Annotated in this window: 14 protein-coding genes and 2 pseudogenes; 15 read left to right on the top strand and 1 reads right to left on the bottom strand. The window is 72.4% G+C overall.

What is annotated here, in order from left to right; all coding sequences use genetic code 11:
- Positions 1–24: 24 nt before the first annotated feature.
- Positions 25–1293 carry a CynX/NimT family MFS transporter gene (locus tag ACYVIH_RS14725; RefSeq protein WP_460870214.1) on the bottom strand — a complete coding sequence of 423 codons (1269 nt, stop codon included), beginning with the start codon at positions 1291–1293 and terminating at the stop codon, positions 25–27.
- 69 nt (positions 1294–1362) lie between these two features.
- On the opposite strand from ACYVIH_RS14725, the gene ACYVIH_RS14720 reads away from it, so the two are divergent.
- The 15 genes and pseudogenes from ACYVIH_RS14720 to ACYVIH_RS14650 all read left to right on the top strand — a co-directional run bounded on the left by ACYVIH_RS14720 (position 1363) and on the right by ACYVIH_RS14650 (position 14976).
- On the top strand, positions 1363–2541 hold the full coding sequence (locus ACYVIH_RS14720) for a winged helix DNA-binding domain-containing protein (protein ID WP_460870213.1): 1179 nt from the start codon (positions 1363–1365) through the stop codon (positions 2539–2541).
- 19 nt (positions 2542–2560) lie between these two features.
- Entirely contained in the window at positions 2561–3301 is a 741-nt protein-coding gene (locus ACYVIH_RS14715; protein ID WP_460870212.1) for a TIGR03936 family radical SAM-associated protein, read from the top strand.
- A 258-nt stretch (positions 3302–3559) separates the two neighbouring features.
- A pseudogene (locus tag ACYVIH_RS14710) lies at positions 3560–6124 on the top strand (Rne/Rng family ribonuclease); the annotation flags it as partial.
- A gap of 920 nt (positions 6125–7044) precedes the next feature.
- Positions 7045–7251, top strand: a complete 207-nt coding sequence (locus ACYVIH_RS14705; RefSeq protein WP_460870211.1) for a hypothetical protein — start codon at positions 7045–7047, stop codon at positions 7249–7251.
- A gap of 172 nt (positions 7252–7423) precedes the next feature.
- On the top strand, positions 7424–7732 hold the full coding sequence (rplU, locus tag ACYVIH_RS14700; protein ID WP_460870210.1) for a 50S ribosomal protein L21: 309 nt from the start codon (positions 7424–7426) through the stop codon (positions 7730–7732).
- A 45-nt stretch (positions 7733–7777) separates the two neighbouring features.
- Entirely contained in the window at positions 7778–8035 is a 258-nt protein-coding gene (rpmA, locus tag ACYVIH_RS14695; protein WP_460870209.1) for a 50S ribosomal protein L27, read from the top strand.
- Between the two features lie 115 nt (positions 8036–8150).
- A complete protein-coding gene (gene obgE / locus ACYVIH_RS14690; protein WP_460870208.1) occupies positions 8151–9731 on the top strand; it encodes a GTPase ObgE in 1581 nt (526 codons plus the stop codon).
- On the top strand, positions 9728–10864 hold the full coding sequence (proB, locus tag ACYVIH_RS14685; RefSeq protein ID WP_460870207.1) for a glutamate 5-kinase: 1137 nt from the start codon (positions 9728–9730) through the stop codon (positions 10862–10864). Before obgE ends, proB begins: the two co-directional genes overlap by 4 nt.
- Before the next feature lie 117 nt (positions 10865–10981).
- Positions 10982–11332, top strand: coding sequence for a hypothetical protein (locus ACYVIH_RS14680; RefSeq protein ID WP_460870206.1), 351 nt, complete (start codon positions 10982–10984; stop codon positions 11330–11332).
- Between the two features lie 22 nt (positions 11333–11354).
- A pseudogene (locus ACYVIH_RS14675) lies at positions 11355–12629 on the top strand (glutamate-5-semialdehyde dehydrogenase); the annotation flags it as partial.
- A gap of 16 nt (positions 12630–12645) precedes the next feature.
- Positions 12646–12798, top strand: coding sequence for a hypothetical protein (locus ACYVIH_RS14670; RefSeq protein WP_460870205.1), 153 nt, complete (start codon positions 12646–12648; stop codon positions 12796–12798).
- Positions 12799–12828: 30 nt separating this feature from the next.
- Complete coding sequence (gene nadD / locus ACYVIH_RS14665; protein WP_460870204.1) at positions 12829–13482, top strand: nicotinate-nucleotide adenylyltransferase; 654 nt, start codon at positions 12829–12831, stop codon at positions 13480–13482.
- A complete protein-coding gene (gene rsfS / locus ACYVIH_RS14660; RefSeq protein ID WP_460870203.1) occupies positions 13479–13859 on the top strand; it encodes a ribosome silencing factor in 381 nt (126 codons plus the stop codon). The genes nadD and rsfS overlap by 4 nt, the downstream gene beginning before the upstream one ends.
- The gene (locus ACYVIH_RS14655) at positions 13856–14485 is read left to right on the top strand and encodes a histidine phosphatase family protein (RefSeq protein ID WP_460870202.1); all 630 of its coding nucleotides are present in this window, start codon (positions 13856–13858) and stop codon (positions 14483–14485) included. Before rsfS ends, ACYVIH_RS14655 begins: the two co-directional genes overlap by 4 nt.
- Before the next feature lie 14 nt (positions 14486–14499).
- A complete protein-coding gene (locus tag ACYVIH_RS14650) occupies positions 14500–14976 on the top strand; it encodes a universal stress protein (protein WP_460870201.1) in 477 nt (158 codons plus the stop codon).
- The last annotated feature ends 105 nt before the right edge of the window (positions 14977–15081 follow it).

The raw sequence follows: 15081 nt of genomic DNA, 5'->3' as shown, positions 1-15081 counted from the left end.
ACTCAGCCGGGCGCCCGAGAGGGATTATGTCCCATTCTGCGGCTGTCGAACCGTCGCGGGCGCGGGCAGCGAGTCCTCGATGTACGACGGTCGCGCCACCGTGAGACCCGCCACGAGCTGGCCGACCACGAGGACCAGCAGCGTCCACAGCGGCACCGTCCAGCCACCGGTCGCCTCGTAGAGGATGCCGACCCCGAGCGGCCCCACGGCGGCGAGCAGGTAGCCGACCGACTGGGTGAACCCCGACAGCGCGGCCGTGCCCGCGCTGGTGCGCGCCCGCAGACCGATCAGGGTGAGCACGAGGGGGAACACGCTGGCCGCCGTGCCGACGAGCACTGCCCACAGCCAGGCGCCGGCCACCGGGGCGTAGATCAGCCCCAGGTAGCCGACGGGGTAGCAGGCGATCAGGCCGACGATCAGCCAGGTCTGGTTCCGCAGCCGCGAGGCCAGCGAGGGGATCACGAACGAGAACGGGATGCTCATCGCGGTGATCACTCCGAGCAGCAGGCCCGCGGTGGAGGCGGAGAACCCGGCGTCACGGTAGACCTGCGCGAACCAGCCGAAGATCGAGTACGCCTGGAGCGACTGCAGGCCGAAGAAGAGCGCCATCGCCCAGCCGAGCCGGGTGCGCGCGACCTGCCGGAGGGTGACGGTGTGCGGCACCGGAGCCGGGGTCCGGTCGTGCCGGATCAGGCCGATCCACGGCAGGGCTGCCACGGCGGCGGTCACCGCCCACATGGCGAGCCCCCAACGCCACGAGCCGAGCTGATGGCCCAGCGGCACGGTCAGCACCGAGGCCAGCGTGAGCCCGATCGCCATCGAGGTCGTGTAGATCGAGGTCAGCAGACCCACGCGGTGGGGGAAGTGCAGCTTCACCAGCGACGGGAGCAGGACGTTGGCGGTGGCCATCCCGGCGAGGGCGACCAGCGACATGAGCAGGAACAGCCAGACCTGGTCGGTGCGGGCACGGACACCGAGGCCGACGACGACGGCGAGCAGCGAGACCAGGGTGACCCGATGTGCCCCGACCCGTCGGGCCAGGTCCGGTGCGACGGCACCGAAACCGGCGAACGCGACCACGGGGAGGGTGGTGAGCACGCCGGCGGTGGTGCCGCTCATCCGCAAGGACCCGATGATCTCGTCGAGGACCGGCCCGATGCTGACCGCTGCGGGGCGGAGGTTGAAGCCGAGCACGACGATCCCGACCAGCACGAGGATCTTCTCGGTGCGGGTGTCCTGGTGCTGCTCGGCCGGCGCCGCGGCGGCGGGTTCGTCGTGGGTGTGCCTCGTCACCGCGACACTGTATGTCCCGCGGACACCTGTGCCGGCACCGCGGGCCCTAGGGTGAGCAACGTGCGCAGCGTGAGTGCGGACCAGCGCCGGGCGCGGCTGGCCCGGCGGCACCACCTCGCGCCCTCGTGTCGCGTCGAGGGGCCGCTCGCCGTTGCCCGCGAGCTGCTCGGGCTGCACGGCAGCGAGGCGCCCACCGCGTTCCTGTCCGCGTGGGCCCGGACCCGTTCGATGACGGTGGCGGACCTGCAGCAGGCGATGTACGACGACCGCACCCTCGTCAAGCAGCTGGCCATGCGGCGCACCCTGTTCGTCGTGCCGCGCGAGAGCCTCGACGTCGTGCAGGGCGCCGTCGGCGACCGGATCGCTGCCGCGGAGCGTCGGTCGCTGGCACGCGCCGTGCAGAGAGCGGGACTGGCCGAGGACGGCGCCCGATGGTTCGACGAGGCCGCGGCGGCGGTCCTCGCCGCGCTCGCCGACGGACGTGAGGCGACGTCCGCGCAGCTGCGGGCGGAGATCCCGGCGCTGCAGGTGACGATGCCCTACGGGCAGGGCACGGCCTGGCCCGGGCGGGCACCGGTCGCGCCCAACGTGCTCAACGCCCTCGCCGCGGCCGGGCAGGTCGCGCGAGCCCACAACCTCGGGACCTGGACGGTGTCGCGCCCGACCTGGACCTCGATGCGTTCCTGGATCGGGCGTGACCTGGAGCCGCTGCCCGAGGCGGAGGCGATGGCGGTCCTCGTGGGCCGGTGGCTGCGTGCCTTCGGGCCGGGCACGGAGCGAGACCTCCGCTGGTGGTTCGGGTCCACCCTCGGTCGGGTGCGCGCAGCCCTGGCCGAGCTCGGGGCCGTGCCGGTCGCGGTGGACGCAGGCACCGGCTACCTGCTCCCCGACGACCTGGAGCCGATGCCCCCTGTCGAACCCTGGGCGGCGCTGCTGCCCGCCCTCGACGTGACGACGATGGGCTGGGCCGACCGGGACTGGTACCTCGGTGCGCACCGGCGGCTGCTCTTCGACGGCAACGGCAACGCCGGGCCGACCGCGTGGTGGGAGGGCCGGGTGGTCGGCGGCTGGCACCAGGTCCCGTCCGGCGAGGTCGTCCTCGACCTCCTCGAGGACGTGGATCCTGCCGGGCTCCGCGGGCTCGAGGAGGAGGCGGGCCGGCTGACCGACTGGTTGGCCGGCGTACACGTCCCCTCGTCGCTCACGACGCCGTTGGGCCGGCGACGGCGCCCCCGGACCAGGAGGTGAGTCCGACTAGGGTGTGCGGGTGCCCGAACAGCCCGAACAGCAAGCCCCGCCGGTCCAGCGGCTGAGGATCCGCTACGCCAAGCGCGGACGCCTCCGGTTCACCAGCCATCGCGACTTCTCCCGGGCGTTCGAGCGAGCGGTCTTCCGCGCGCGCATCCCGATGGCGTACTCCTCGGGCTTCAACCCGCACCCACGGATCTCCTACGCCGGGGCAGCGCCGACCGGCTCGGCGAGCGAGGCGGAGTACCTCGAGATCGCGCTGGCTGAGGTCGTCGACCCGGCCGCCGTGCACGCCGCCCTGGACGAGTCGCTGCCCGACGGCCTGGACGTGCTCGAGGTCGTGGAGAGCCACGGGGGCGCGCTGGCAGACCGGCTGGAGGCGAGCAGCTGGCGGCTGAGCCTGCCGGGCGTCGTCGCGGACGTCGCGGCCGACGCCGTCGCGCGGTTCCTCGCCGCGGACGAGGTGTCGGTGCAGCGGATGACCAAGAAGGGCCTGCGGACGTTCGACTGTCGCGACGCGGTCGTGTCGCTCACCTCACACGTTGGCGAGGTATCAGGTGGTGAGTGTGCGATACTCGACGTGGTCCTACGGCACGGAACCCCGTCCGTGAGACCCGACGACATCCTCGCCGGACTCCGCGAGGTCGCCGGACTCCAGGTCGACACCGCTCCGTTGTACGAGCGGCAGGCCCAGGGTCCGCTCGACCCGAGGACCGGCACGGTAGGGGATCCGTTGGCGCCCGACCGCGACGCAGGCTGACCGAAGGTGACAGGTTCGGTCCACTGAGCTGCTGACCGCGGAGGGCGACGACGCGAACCCCCGGCGACGAGTGACTTCGGAGGTTGTCGCCGCGCTTCAGCGATGCAGGGCCGTCGTCTCGCGCAGGAATCGCGACCGGAGGCCGGCGTGTGCTGGAGCCCCGACCGCAGGCTTGCGTCGCACCGGACTCCGGTACGACGACCGACACGCTCCCGCGTGGACCCGTTCCGACAGGTCCCGGGAGTCATAGGAGAGCACATGCTCGACGACGAGAACACCACCGAAACAGCGGCACCCTCGACCTCGGAGGGTGCCGCGGCGCAGGACCCGGAGAGCGGGGTCGGCAGCGCCGCGGAGGCCACCGAGGGCGGCGCCGTACCCGCCAAGAAGACGGCCGCCAAGCGCACCCCGGCCAAGAAGACCGCCGCGAAGAAGGCCGCCACGGCCAAGAAGGCCCCCGCGAAGCGGACCACGAAGAAGGCCGCGGCGGAGCCGCCACAGCCCGAGACCGGGCCCGAGCCGGCGGCCGCCGCCGAGACCACCCCCGAGGTGGATGCCACAGCAGCGCCGGCGGAGAGTGCTGCGGCCGAGGGGGCACCGGCGGCGAAGCGGGCGGCCAAGAAGACCACGAAGAAGACCGCGGCGAAGCGGACCACGAAGAAGGCCGCGAAGGCTGCTGAGGCGCCCTCTGCCGAGGGGACCGAAGCCGGTGAGGGGCCGGTGGCCGAGACCGCGCCGACGCTGCCGGCTGCCGGGGAGACGCCGGCCACCGCGCAGGCTCCCACCGGTGACGAAGAGGCGTCCGCCGCGGCGCCGCCGTCGGCCACCACGCCGCTCTTCCAGCCGCCGGACGTGACCAAGGCCGTGGTCACCACCCGCCGCCGCCGGACCACCAAGGTCGCCGCGGCTCCTGCCGAGCAGGCCGAGACCGGGACCCCGGCCGAGGCGCCTGCCGTCGAAGCCGAAGAGGCACCCGAGGGCGCCGAGGCCCCCGCGCGCAAGACCGCCAAGAAGGCGGCCGCGAAGCGGACCACGAAGAAGGCAGCAGCCGCCGAGCCGGAGGCAGAACCTGCCGCCGAGCCCGAGGCAGCCGAGGAGGGCGAGGAGGAGCAGGGCGGTGAGCGCCGTCGCCGTCGCCGTGGTGGTCGTCGTCGCCGTCGCTCCGGCGGTGGCGAGGACGGCGAGAGCGCCGAGCCGACCGAGGGTGGCGCTGCCCCCGAGGGCAAGGAGCCCAAGGAGCCCAAGGAGAGCAAGGGCCCCGAGGGCGCGAAGGAGGAGGCCGAGGAGGCCGGAACCGGCACCCGCCGTCGCCGTCGGCGCCGCCGCAGCGGTGAGGGTGAGGGCGAGGAGGAGGCCCCGACCGCGCGCGCTCGCAAGCCCCGCAACGCCGAGGACGAGATCACCGCGCTCAGCGGCTCGACCCGCCTGGAGGCCAAGAAGCAGCGCCGTCGCGAGGGTCGCGAGGCCGGCCGGCGACGGGCACCGATCGTCAGCGAGGCCGAGTTCCTGGCCCGCCGTGAGTCCGTCGACCGGGTGATGGTGATCCGCCAGCGCGAGGACCTCACCCAGATCGCGGTGCTCGAGGACAAGGTGCTCGTGGAGCACTACGTCGCCCGCGAGTCGCAGACCTCGCTGATCGGGAACGTCTACCTCGGCCGGGTCCAGAACGTGCTGCCCTCGATGGAGGCCGCGTTCATCGACATCGGCAAGGGACGCAATGCGGTCCTCTACGCCGGCGAGGTGAACTGGGACGCGCTGGGCGCCAAGAACGGCGCCCCACGCAAGATCGAGTCGGTCCTGAAGTCGGGGCAGTCGATCCTCGTGCAGGTCACCAAGGACCCGATCGGCCACAAGGGCGCCCGGCTGACCAGCCAGATCAGCCTGCCGGGTCGGTTCCTGGTCTACGTGCCCGACGGCACCACCAGCGGGATCTCCCGCAAGCTGCCCGACACCGAGCGCAACCGGCTCAAGAGCCTGCTCAAGGAGATCGTCCCCGACTCCGCGGGCGTGATCGTGCGCACCGCGGCCGAGGGCGCCAGCGAGGAGGAGCTGACCCGCGACGTCGAGCGGCTGACCGCCCGCTGGGCCGACATCGAGAGCAAGGTCAAGGGCGGCAACGCCCCGCAGCTGCTGTACGGCGAGCCGGACCTGACCCTGAAGGTGGTCCGCGACCTGTTCACCGAGGACTTCAACAAGCTGGTGATCGCCGGCGACGAGGCCTGGGACCTGGTCGAGGGCTACGTCAGTCACGTCGCGCCGGATCTCGCCGACCGCCTGGAGCGGTACGACGGGGACCGCGACGTGTTCGCGGAGTACCGCATCGACGAGCAGATCGAGAAGGCGCTCGACCGCAAGGTGTGGCTGCCCTCCGGCGGCTCGCTGGTGATCGACCGGACCGAGGCGATGACCGTCGTCGACGTCAACACCGGCAAGTTCACCGGCTCCGGCGGCAACCTCGAGGAGACCGTCACCAAGAACAACCTCGAGGCCGCCGAGGAGATCGTGCGTCAGCTGCGGCTGCGCGACATCGGCGGGATCATCGTGGTCGACTTCATCGACATGGTCCTGGAGAGCAACCGCGACCTGGTGCTGCGGCGCATGGTCGAGTGTCTGGGTCGGGACCGGACCCGTCACCAGGTCGCCGAGGTCACCTCGCTCGGCCTGGTGCAGATGACCCGCAAGCGGATCGGCACCGGGCTGCTCGAGGCGTTCTCCGAGACGTGTGAGCACTGCCAGGGGCGCGGCCTGGTCCTGCACCACGAGCCGGTCGAGCCGAAGAAGAAGTCCGACGACGAGTCGCGGGGACGCGGGCGTCGGAGCGGTCGCGGCCGGGGCCGCGACGAGGGCGCCGGCGACAGCGGGGCGATCCCCTCGCCGAAGGACATCGCGGCGATGGCCAAGCACGAGGAGAAGTCCGAAGCGGCGCCGGGGGAGACCCCGGAGCAGCCGAGCGGCAAGGCCCAGGAGCTGCCGGCCGCTGCCGGAGAGGCTCCTGCACCCGCCGAGGCCGGACCCGAGTCGCCGACCGCGGAGGCAGAGGCGGCGGAGGAGACCAAGCCGACGCGCAGCCGCGGGGGCCGCGGCCGCGGCGGACGCGGGCGGGCGGCCAAGGCTGCCGCGGTCGAGACCGAGCCGACCGCCGAGCAGGCCGAGGAGGCACGCCCGGAGGCGGTCGTTGCAGCAGAGGAGACGTCCGGCGTCGCCGAGGTGACCGCCGGCGCTGCCGTAGCAACCGGCGCCGAGCCGACCACAGCCGGCCCGGCCGAGCTCGAGCGCAAAGGGGACGGGGAGGCCTCCTCGGAGGCTCCGGCTGCCGAGGGTGAGCCTGCCGCGCCCGTGGCGCCCAAGATCGTGACGTCGACGCGCCGTCGGGGTGCTCGGCGGGCCGCCGGACCGCCGCCTGCCGCGACCGTGGCGACGCTCACTGTGGAGCCACCGACTGCGTCGCCCACGGGGGCCGCCGACGGCCAGGTCGTCGAGGAGGCGGAGCTGGACGTCGACGAGCCGGCCGACAGCGAGCCGATCGCCGCCCTGGTCGACGACGCGGAGCTCGCGGACGAGGAGACGGCGGCCGGCGCGGCTGCCGAGGACGCGTCCGCCGAGGCGCCCGAGACCCCGCACGTGCCGGTGAAGAAGCGCGGCTCGCGCCGCCGATGAAGTTGTACTGAGCAAGGGACGTTCGCGGCGCGGAAAGGGACTTTCGGACCATTCCACCCCCGCGCCGCGGGCGTAGCTTGGGAGACGTGAGAGAGGCCAAGCGGATCACGGCCGAGCACGTGCTCAGCTACCGCGTCGATGTCGTCGGATCTCGGGCCTTGGAAAGCACCTTCAGCTCGCGGCAGGCCGCGCAGGAGGAGGCCGATCGCCTCAGGCGTAGCGGGAAGCGGACCGTCGTACGCCCGGTGACGACGCCGCTGCCGACCAACCCCTGGCTGTTCCTCCAGGAGTAGCCTCTGCGGGGGCCGCGTTTTGACCCGACAGGGGATCGTCCGTAAACTTGATCCTCGGCGTGCAAAGCGCGCCCGTCCTCTGTGTGTCAGTCGCACGCTCCCGTCCTTCCAGCCGGGCAGCGCGCTGCCGCAGAACCGAACTTGTAGTCCGACGAATGAGAGTGAGTCCGCGGTGTACGCGATCGTGCGCAGTGGCGGCCAGCAGCAGAAGGTTGCTGTCGGTGACGTCATCGAGATCGACAAGGTTGCCAGCGAGGTCGGCGACTCGGTCAAGCTTCCCGTGGTGCTGCTCGTCGACGGTGACAACGTCACCTCGGACGCGGCCAAGCTCGGCAAGGCGACCGTGACGGCCGAGGTCCTCGGCGCCACCAAGGGCCCGAAGATCATCATCCAGAAGTACAAGAACAAGACCGGCTACAAGAAGCGCCAGGGGCACCGCCAGAAGTACACCCAGGTCAAGGTCACCGACATCTCGGCCTGATCGCCTGCCGATCAGCCTCTCTTCGATCAACCAAGGACTGAACTCATGGCACACAAGAAGGGTGCGGCGTCCACCAAGAACGGCCGCGACTCCAACCCGCAGTACCTCGGCGTCAAGCGCTACGGTGGCCAGCTCGTCAACGCCGGCGAGATCCTCGTGCGCCAGCGCGGCACCCACTTCCACCCCGGCTCGGGCGTGGGCCGCGGCGGTGACGACACCCTGTTCGCCCTCGTCGGCGGCAACGTCGAGTTCGGCACCAAGCGGGGTCGCCGCGTCGTCAACATCATCCCGACGGCTGAGTGACGCACCGCCGGCACTGACTCTTCGCCCAGGGGCGCTCCGCGACACCGCGGGGCGCCCCTTGGTACTTTCCCGACTCCTGCCCGCCGCCGGGCACCCCTGAAGTGAGGACCGACCCATGGCAGTACCCACCTTCGTCGACCGCGTGGTGCTGCACGTCACCGCGGGTCGCGGCGGCAACGGCGTGGCGTCGGTGCACCGGGAGAAGTTCAAGCCGCTCGGCGGGCCCGACGGCGGCAACGGCGGCCCCGGCGGCAGCGTGATCCTGCGGGTCGACCCCGACGTCACGACGCTGGTGGACTACCACCACAGCCCGCACCGGCGTGCCGAGCACGGCGGGCACGGCGCCGGCGGCCACCGCAACGGCGCGCACGGCGCGGACCTGGTGCTGCCGGTGCCCGACGGCACCGTGGTCAGTGACGAGCACGGCAACGTGCTCGCCGACCTCGTCGGGACGGGCACCGAGATGGTCGTCGCCCAGGGCGGCCGCGGCGGCCTCGGCAACGCCGCCCTGGCGTCGTCGAAGCGCAAGGCGCCCGGCTTCGCCCTGCTGGGGGAGCCCGGCGACGACCTCACGATCACCCTCGAGCTGAAGGTCGTCGCCGACATCGGGCTGGTCGGCTTCCCCAGCGCCGGCAAGTCCAGCCTGATCGCGGCCCTGTCGCGGGCGCGTCCGAAGATCGCCGACTACCCGTTCACCACGCTGGTGCCCAACCTCGGTGTGGTCACCGCCGGCGACACGACGTTCACGGTCGCCGACGTGCCCGGGCTGATCGAGGGGGCCAGCGAGGGCCGCGGCCTCGGCCACGACTTCCTGCGTCACGTCGAGCGGTGCGCTGCGCTGGTGCACGTGATCGACATGGCCACCATGGAGCCCGGGCGCGAGCCGCTGGGCGACCTGGACGTGATCGAGCGTGAGCTGAGCAGGTACGGCGGTCTCGAGGACCGTCCTCGCCTGGTGGCACTCAACAAGGTCGACGTCCCCGATGCCCGCGACCTCGCCGACATCGTCCGGGAGGACTTCGCCGCCCGGGGCCTGGAGGTCCACGAGGTGTCCGCGGCCAGCCACGAGGGCCTGCGCGAGCTGTCGTTCGCGATGGCCCGGATCGTCGCCGAGGCTCGCCGGAACAAGCCCGTGGTCGAGGCCACCCGGATCGTGCTCCGACCCCCCACGGCCGCAGGGGGGCCGGAGTTCACCGTCACCGAGGACGGCGCCGCGGCGGGCCCGGACGAGCGGGCCTGGCGGGTGCGCGGCGACAAGCCCGAGCGCTGGGTGCGGCAGACCGACTTCAGCAACGACGAGGCGGTCGGCTTCCTGGCCGACCGGCTCAACCGGCTCGGCGTGGAGGACCGGCTCCTCCAGCTCGGCGCGCAGGAGGGCGACACCGTCCTGATCGGCGCCGCCGACAACGCGGTCGTCTTCGACTTCAAGCCGATGATGGAGGCCGGCGCAGAGCTGCTCAGCCGACGCGGCGAGGACCACCGGTTCGAGGAGCGCCGCGCTGCGGCCCAGCGCCGGCGTGCGATCGACGAGGCCTACGCCGACCGCGCCGAGGGGGAGACCCGCGCCGACGTGGCGCGCCGCCTCGCCGAGCAGGGCCTGATCGAGCCCGAGGAGCCCGGCCAGGACCTCGACCTCGGCTGGGACGAGGAGGACCCCGACGCGGTGCGAGCGGTGCCGGAGGACGAGCAACGATGACCGGGCTGCGTCACCAGGTGGCCGACGCCTCCCGGGTCGTGGTCAAGGTCGGTTCCTCCTCGCTCACCACCGCCGAGGGTGGTATCGACCCGGTCCGGGTCCGCAGCCTGGTGGACACCCTGGCCAAGGTCCGCGCCCGCGGCGCCGAGGTCGTGCTCGTCTCGTCCGGTGCGATCGCCGCGGGCCTGTCGCCGCTCGGGCTCGCCCGGCGGCCCCGCGACCTGGCCACTCAGCAGGCCGCGGCCTCGGTCGGGCAGGGGCTGCTCGTGCACCGCTACACCGAGGAGTTCGCCCGGCACGGCCAGACCGTGGGCCAGGTGCTGCTCACCGTCGACGACGTCACTCGGCGCAGCCACTACCGCAACGCCTACCGGACCTTCGCCAAGCTGCTCGAGATGGGCGCGCTGCCGATCGTCAACGAGAACGACACCGTGGCCACCTCCGAGATCCGCTTCGGTGACAACGACCGGCTCGCCGCGCTCGTCGCCCACCTCGTGCACGCCGACGCGCTCCTGCTGCTCTCCGACGTCGACGGGCTCTACGACGGCCACCCCTCCGTGCCCGGCACCAGGCTGCTGACCGACGTCTCCTCCGACCACGATCTCGAGAACGTGACGATCGGCCGGGCCGGTCCGGCCGGTGTGGGCACCGGCGGCATGCAGACCAAGGTCGAGGCCGCCCGGATCGCCACCGGCGCGGGCATCCCGGTGGTGCTCACCTCCGCGGACCGCGCCGCCGAGGCGCTCGCGGGGGAGCAGGTGGGCACGATGTTCCACCCCACCGGCCGCCGCCGCCCGACGCGGTTGCTGTGGCTCGCCCACGCCACGGAGCCCAAGGGCACGGTCGTGCTCGACGCGGGCGCCGTGCGCGCCGTCGTCGAGCGTCGCGCTTCGCTGCTCCCCGCCGGGATCACGGGGGTGAGCGGCACCTTCGTCGGCGGCGACCCGGTCGACCTGGTCGACGAGGACGGCACCGCCGTGGCGCGCGGCCTGGTCAACTACGACTCCGACGAGCTGCCCTCGCTGATCGGCCGCTCCACCCGCGACCTGGCCAAGGAGCTCGGCTCCTCCTACGAGCGCGAGGTGGTGCACCGCGACGACCTCGTGCTGCTGCACCACCACCGGTCGAGCTAGTCCGGTACAGCCCATGGCCGCGCGTGTCCGTCGAGTTTGGACATTCACCTGCCCGGCACGGTCGCTCGCGCAACACTAGGGGCGTTGGGGTTCCGGGACCTGAGGAGAAGGTGGCACGTGGGCGAGGCCATTCGGCTGTGGCATGTGACCTTGACCGTCGCGGGCGATGCGATGGAGCCGCTGGTCGTCCGCAACGCGCTGCGCCGCCTCAGCGACCAGCGTCCCTTCCTGCACTCGTTGAAGTACGACGGTGCACGCGCCGAGATCCAGTACTGGGAGGAGGCCGAGTCGCTGCTCGACGCCTCGTCGCTGGCGCTGCGGGTGTGGAACGAGCACCGTGACTCCGCGGGCCTCCCGCGCTGGGAGGTCGTCGGTCTCGAGGTCGTCGAACGCGGTGTGTTCCAGAGCCGCGGTCGGGAGTACTCCGTCGTGGTCGATCTCCAGGACGTGACACCGCTCCCGTTCTGAGCCGCGGCCGCCCTACCCTGGACGCATGACCACTTCCTCTGCTCCCAGCGCCGAGGCCGCGGTCGTCGCGGTCGCGCAGCGCGCCCGAGCCGCGGCGAACGAGCTCGCTCTGGCCACCCGCGGCCAGAAGGACGCGGCGCTCCACGCGATGGCCGACGCCCTGGTCGCGGCGACCGACGAGGTCCTCGCCGCCAACGCCGAGGACGTGTCCGCCGCAGAGGCGGCCGGCACACCGGCGGCGATCATCGACCGGCTCCGGCTCGACGCGGGCCGGGTCGCCGCGATGGCACAGGGTCTGCGCGACGTCGCGGCCCTGCCGGACCCGGTCGGGGAGGTGGTCCGCGGCTCCACGCTCGCCAACGGGCTCGAGCTGCGCCAGGTGCGAGTGCCGTTCGGCGTGATCGGGATCATCTACGAGGCCCGACCCAACGTCACCGCCGACGCAGCCGGGATCTGCCTGAAGGCAGGCAACGCCGTGCTGCTGCGGGGCTCCTCCAGCGCGTTGCGCTCCAACACCGCCACCGTCGCGGTGCTCCGCCGGGCGGCGGCCGCCTCCGGCCTCCCCGAGGACAGCGTCGCGCTGGTGCCGGGGGAGGGCCACGAGCCCGCCAAGGCCCTCATGCGTGCCCGAGGCCTGGTCGACGTGCTGATCCCGCGAGGCGGCGCCGGGCTGATCCGGTCGGTGGTCGAGGAGTCCACGGTGCCGGTGATCGAGACCGGCGTCGGCAACTGCCACGTGTACGTCGACGCTGACGCCGACCTCGACATGGCGCTGTCGATCGTGCTCAACGCCAAGACCCACCGGCCCTCGGTGTGCAACGCCGCCGAGTCGCTGCTCGTCCACGCCGACGTGGCCCAGGAGTTCCTGCCCCGGGTGGTGACCGCACTCCACGAGGCCGGGGTGACCGTGCACGGCGACCCGACCTTCTCCCGGCTCCAGGGCGTGGTGCCGGCGACGGAGGAGGACTTCGCCGAGGAGTACCTCTCGTTGGACATGTCCGCGGCCGTCGTACCCGACCTCGACGCGGCCATCGAGCACATCCGCACCTACTCGTCGGGGCACAGCGACGCGATCGTGACCCGCTCCCAGCCCGCGGCGCGCCGGTTCGTCGCCGCAGTGGACTCCGCAGCGGTGCTGGTCAACGCCTCGACCCGGTTCACCGACGGCGGGGAGTTCGGTTTCGGCGCGGAGATCGGCATCTCGACCCAGAAGCTTCACGCCCGCGGCCCGATGGGGCTGCCGGAGATGACCTCGACCAAGTACGTCGTCACCGGCGACGGCCACGTGAGGCCCTGACGGTAAGGTGTCCCTCATGCTGCTTACGTCCGTCATCACGGCTGCCCAGGAGACCCACGAGTCGGGCGCCGCTCTGTCCCCGTACGCCGTCGGCGCCATCGCGCTGGTGATCCTGCTCGCGCTGCTGGTGGCCGTGCTCGCGTTCGGCAAGGGTCGCGAGCACTCCTGACCGGGAGCGCCCACGCGATGACCGATGCCCGTGACTGAGCTCAACGGCCCAGCGCTCGACCGACGTCGCCGGATCGGCGTCATGGGCGGGACGTTCGACCCGATCCACCACGGCCACCTCGTCGCCGCGAGCGAGGTGCGGGCGTGGTTCGACCTCGACGAGGTCGTGTTCGTGCCGACCGGCGAGCCCTGGCAGAAGTCCGAGCGTGAGGTCAGCGCCGCGGAGGACCGTTACCTGATGACGGTGATCGCGACCGCGTCCAACCCGAAGTTCTGGGTCTCCCGGGTCGACATCGAGCGTGGCGGCCCGACGTACACCATCGACACGCTGCGCGACCTGAGCAAGGCGCTGCCCGACGCCGACCTGTACTTCATCACCGGCGCGGACGCGCTGATGGAGATCTTCACCTGGCGCGACGCCTCCGAGCTCTTCGAGCTCGCCCACTTCGTCGGCTGCACCCGGCCCGGCTACGAGATGGACGAGTCCACGCTCGAGGGGATCCCCGGTGACAAGGTCACGATCGTCGAGATTCCTGCGCTGGCGATCTCGTCGACGGACTGCCGCGACCGTACGGCGGCCGGGGAGCCGGTGTGGTACCTCGTCCCCGACGGCGTGGTGCAGTACATCGGCAAGCACGCGCTCTACCGGACAGACCGCCCCCGACCCAGGCAAGGACTCACGTGACCGCCACCGACCGCGCCCTCGAGCTGGTCCGGGTCGCCGCCCAGGCGGCCTCCGACAAGCTCGCCCAGAACATCGTCGCCTTCGACGTCTCCGAGCAGCTCGTGATCACCGACGCGTTCCTGCTCTGCTCGGCCGCCAACGACCGGCAGGTGCGGGCGATCGTCGACGAGATCGAGGACAAGCTCCGCGAGATCGGCGCCAAGCCGATGCGCCGCGAGGGCGAGCGCGACGGCCGCTGGGTGCTGCTGGACTACGCCGACATCGTGGTCCACGTGCAGCACGAGGAGGAGCGCTCGTTCTACGCCCTCGAGCGGCTGTGGCGTGACTGCCCGGTGATCGAGCTCCCCGAGACCGTCACCTCCGGCCGCGGCGAGTGAGCCGCCGGCTGGTCATCCTCCGGCACGGCCGCACCGCCTGGAACGCCTCCGGGCGGGCGCAGGGCCACGCCGACGTCGAGCTCGACGACGTCGGACACGCCCAGGCGCGTGGGGCGGCCCGCCACCTGGCGACGCGCGAGATCCATGCGCTGTGGTCCTCCGACCTGAGCCGGGCCCGGCGCACCGCCGAGTACCTCGCCGAGCTGACCGGGCTGCCGGTCACCGAGGACCCGCGGCTGCGTGAGTTCGACGTCGGGCTGCGGCAGGGGCTGACCCTCGACGAGTTCGCCGACCGGTTCCCCGAGGAGTTCGCCGACTGGACCCGGGGGAGTGGGCTGGTGCCGGGCAAGGGCGGGGAGTCCAGCGACGACGTCGCCACCCGGATCGTGCCGGCCCTCCATGACTGCGTGGCGTCGCTGGAGCGCGGCCAGACCGGCGTCGTGGTCTCGCACGGGGCGGCGATGAAGATCGCGGTCGCCGGCCTGCTCGAGTGGCCCCACGACCAGGCCGCGTCGCTGAAGGGCGTGGACAACTGTGCGTGGGTGACCCTCGAGGAGATCGAGCACGGCGGTCGGCTCAGGCTTGCCGGATACAACGAGAAGGCGCCACGCGAGGTCCCCGCGTGAGGGAGGATGGAGCCATGGACGACAGCATCTTCGAGGTCACCAAGTACGCCCGTCCCGACGGTGGCGTGGTCGTCGGGGACGACGGGTCCGAAGGCGCCGCCCACGCGGTGCGCTTCGCCCTCGAGGAGGCTCGTCGCCGCGGCAGCGCACTCCACGTGGTCCGGGCCTGGTCGATCATGAGCAGCACCCGGCCGGCCGATGTCCCGCCGGGGTTCGCCGCGTCCCTGCAGGAGTACGAAGAGGCAGCGCTCGCCGAGGAGCAGGCCCGCATCGACCACCTGCTCGGCAAGGACCTCGACGTCGAGGTCCAGGTGCACTGCGTGCACAGCCCCGCGGCGCAGGCGCTGATCGCCGCCTCGGAGACCGCCGACGTCGTCGTGGTCGGGTCGCGGGGGCTCGGCGGGTTCCGGTCGCTGGTGCTCGGCTCGGTGGCCGAGCAGTGCATCCGGCACTGCGCAGGTCCCGTGATCGTCGTACGCAACCCGTCCTGAGCGGCCACGGCGCCGGCGTGGCGCACCTCATGCGCCGCGCCGCACCCCCGATTTCGCATAAGGCCAACGGGTTGGCTAAGATTCCCGAGTTGCTTCGGCCCGGAC

The organism is Nocardioides pakistanensis (assembly GCF_054781215.1).
The sequence above is the reverse complement of the archived record's forward strand: the minus strand, read 5'-3'. Positions and strand labels throughout refer to the sequence as shown.

Excerpts from the sequence above, each read along its gene's own strand:
- rpmA (WP_460870209.1), top strand. The coding sequence starts at position 7,778 with ATGGCACACAAGAAGGGTGCGGCGTCCACCAAGAACGGCCGCGACTCC.
- obgE (WP_460870208.1), top strand. The coding sequence starts at position 8,151 with ATGGCAGTACCCACCTTCGTCGACCGCGTGGTGCTGCACGTCACCGCG.
- proB (WP_460870207.1), top strand. The coding sequence starts at position 9,728 with ATGACCGGGCTGCGTCACCAGGTGGCCGACGCCTCCCGGGTCGTGGTC.
- ACYVIH_RS14670 (WP_460870205.1), top strand. The coding sequence starts at position 12,646 with ATGCTGCTTACGTCCGTCATCACGGCTGCCCAGGAGACCCACGAGTCG.
- ACYVIH_RS14650 (WP_460870201.1), top strand. The coding sequence starts at position 14,500 with ATGGACGACAGCATCTTCGAGGTCACCAAGTACGCCCGTCCCGACGGT.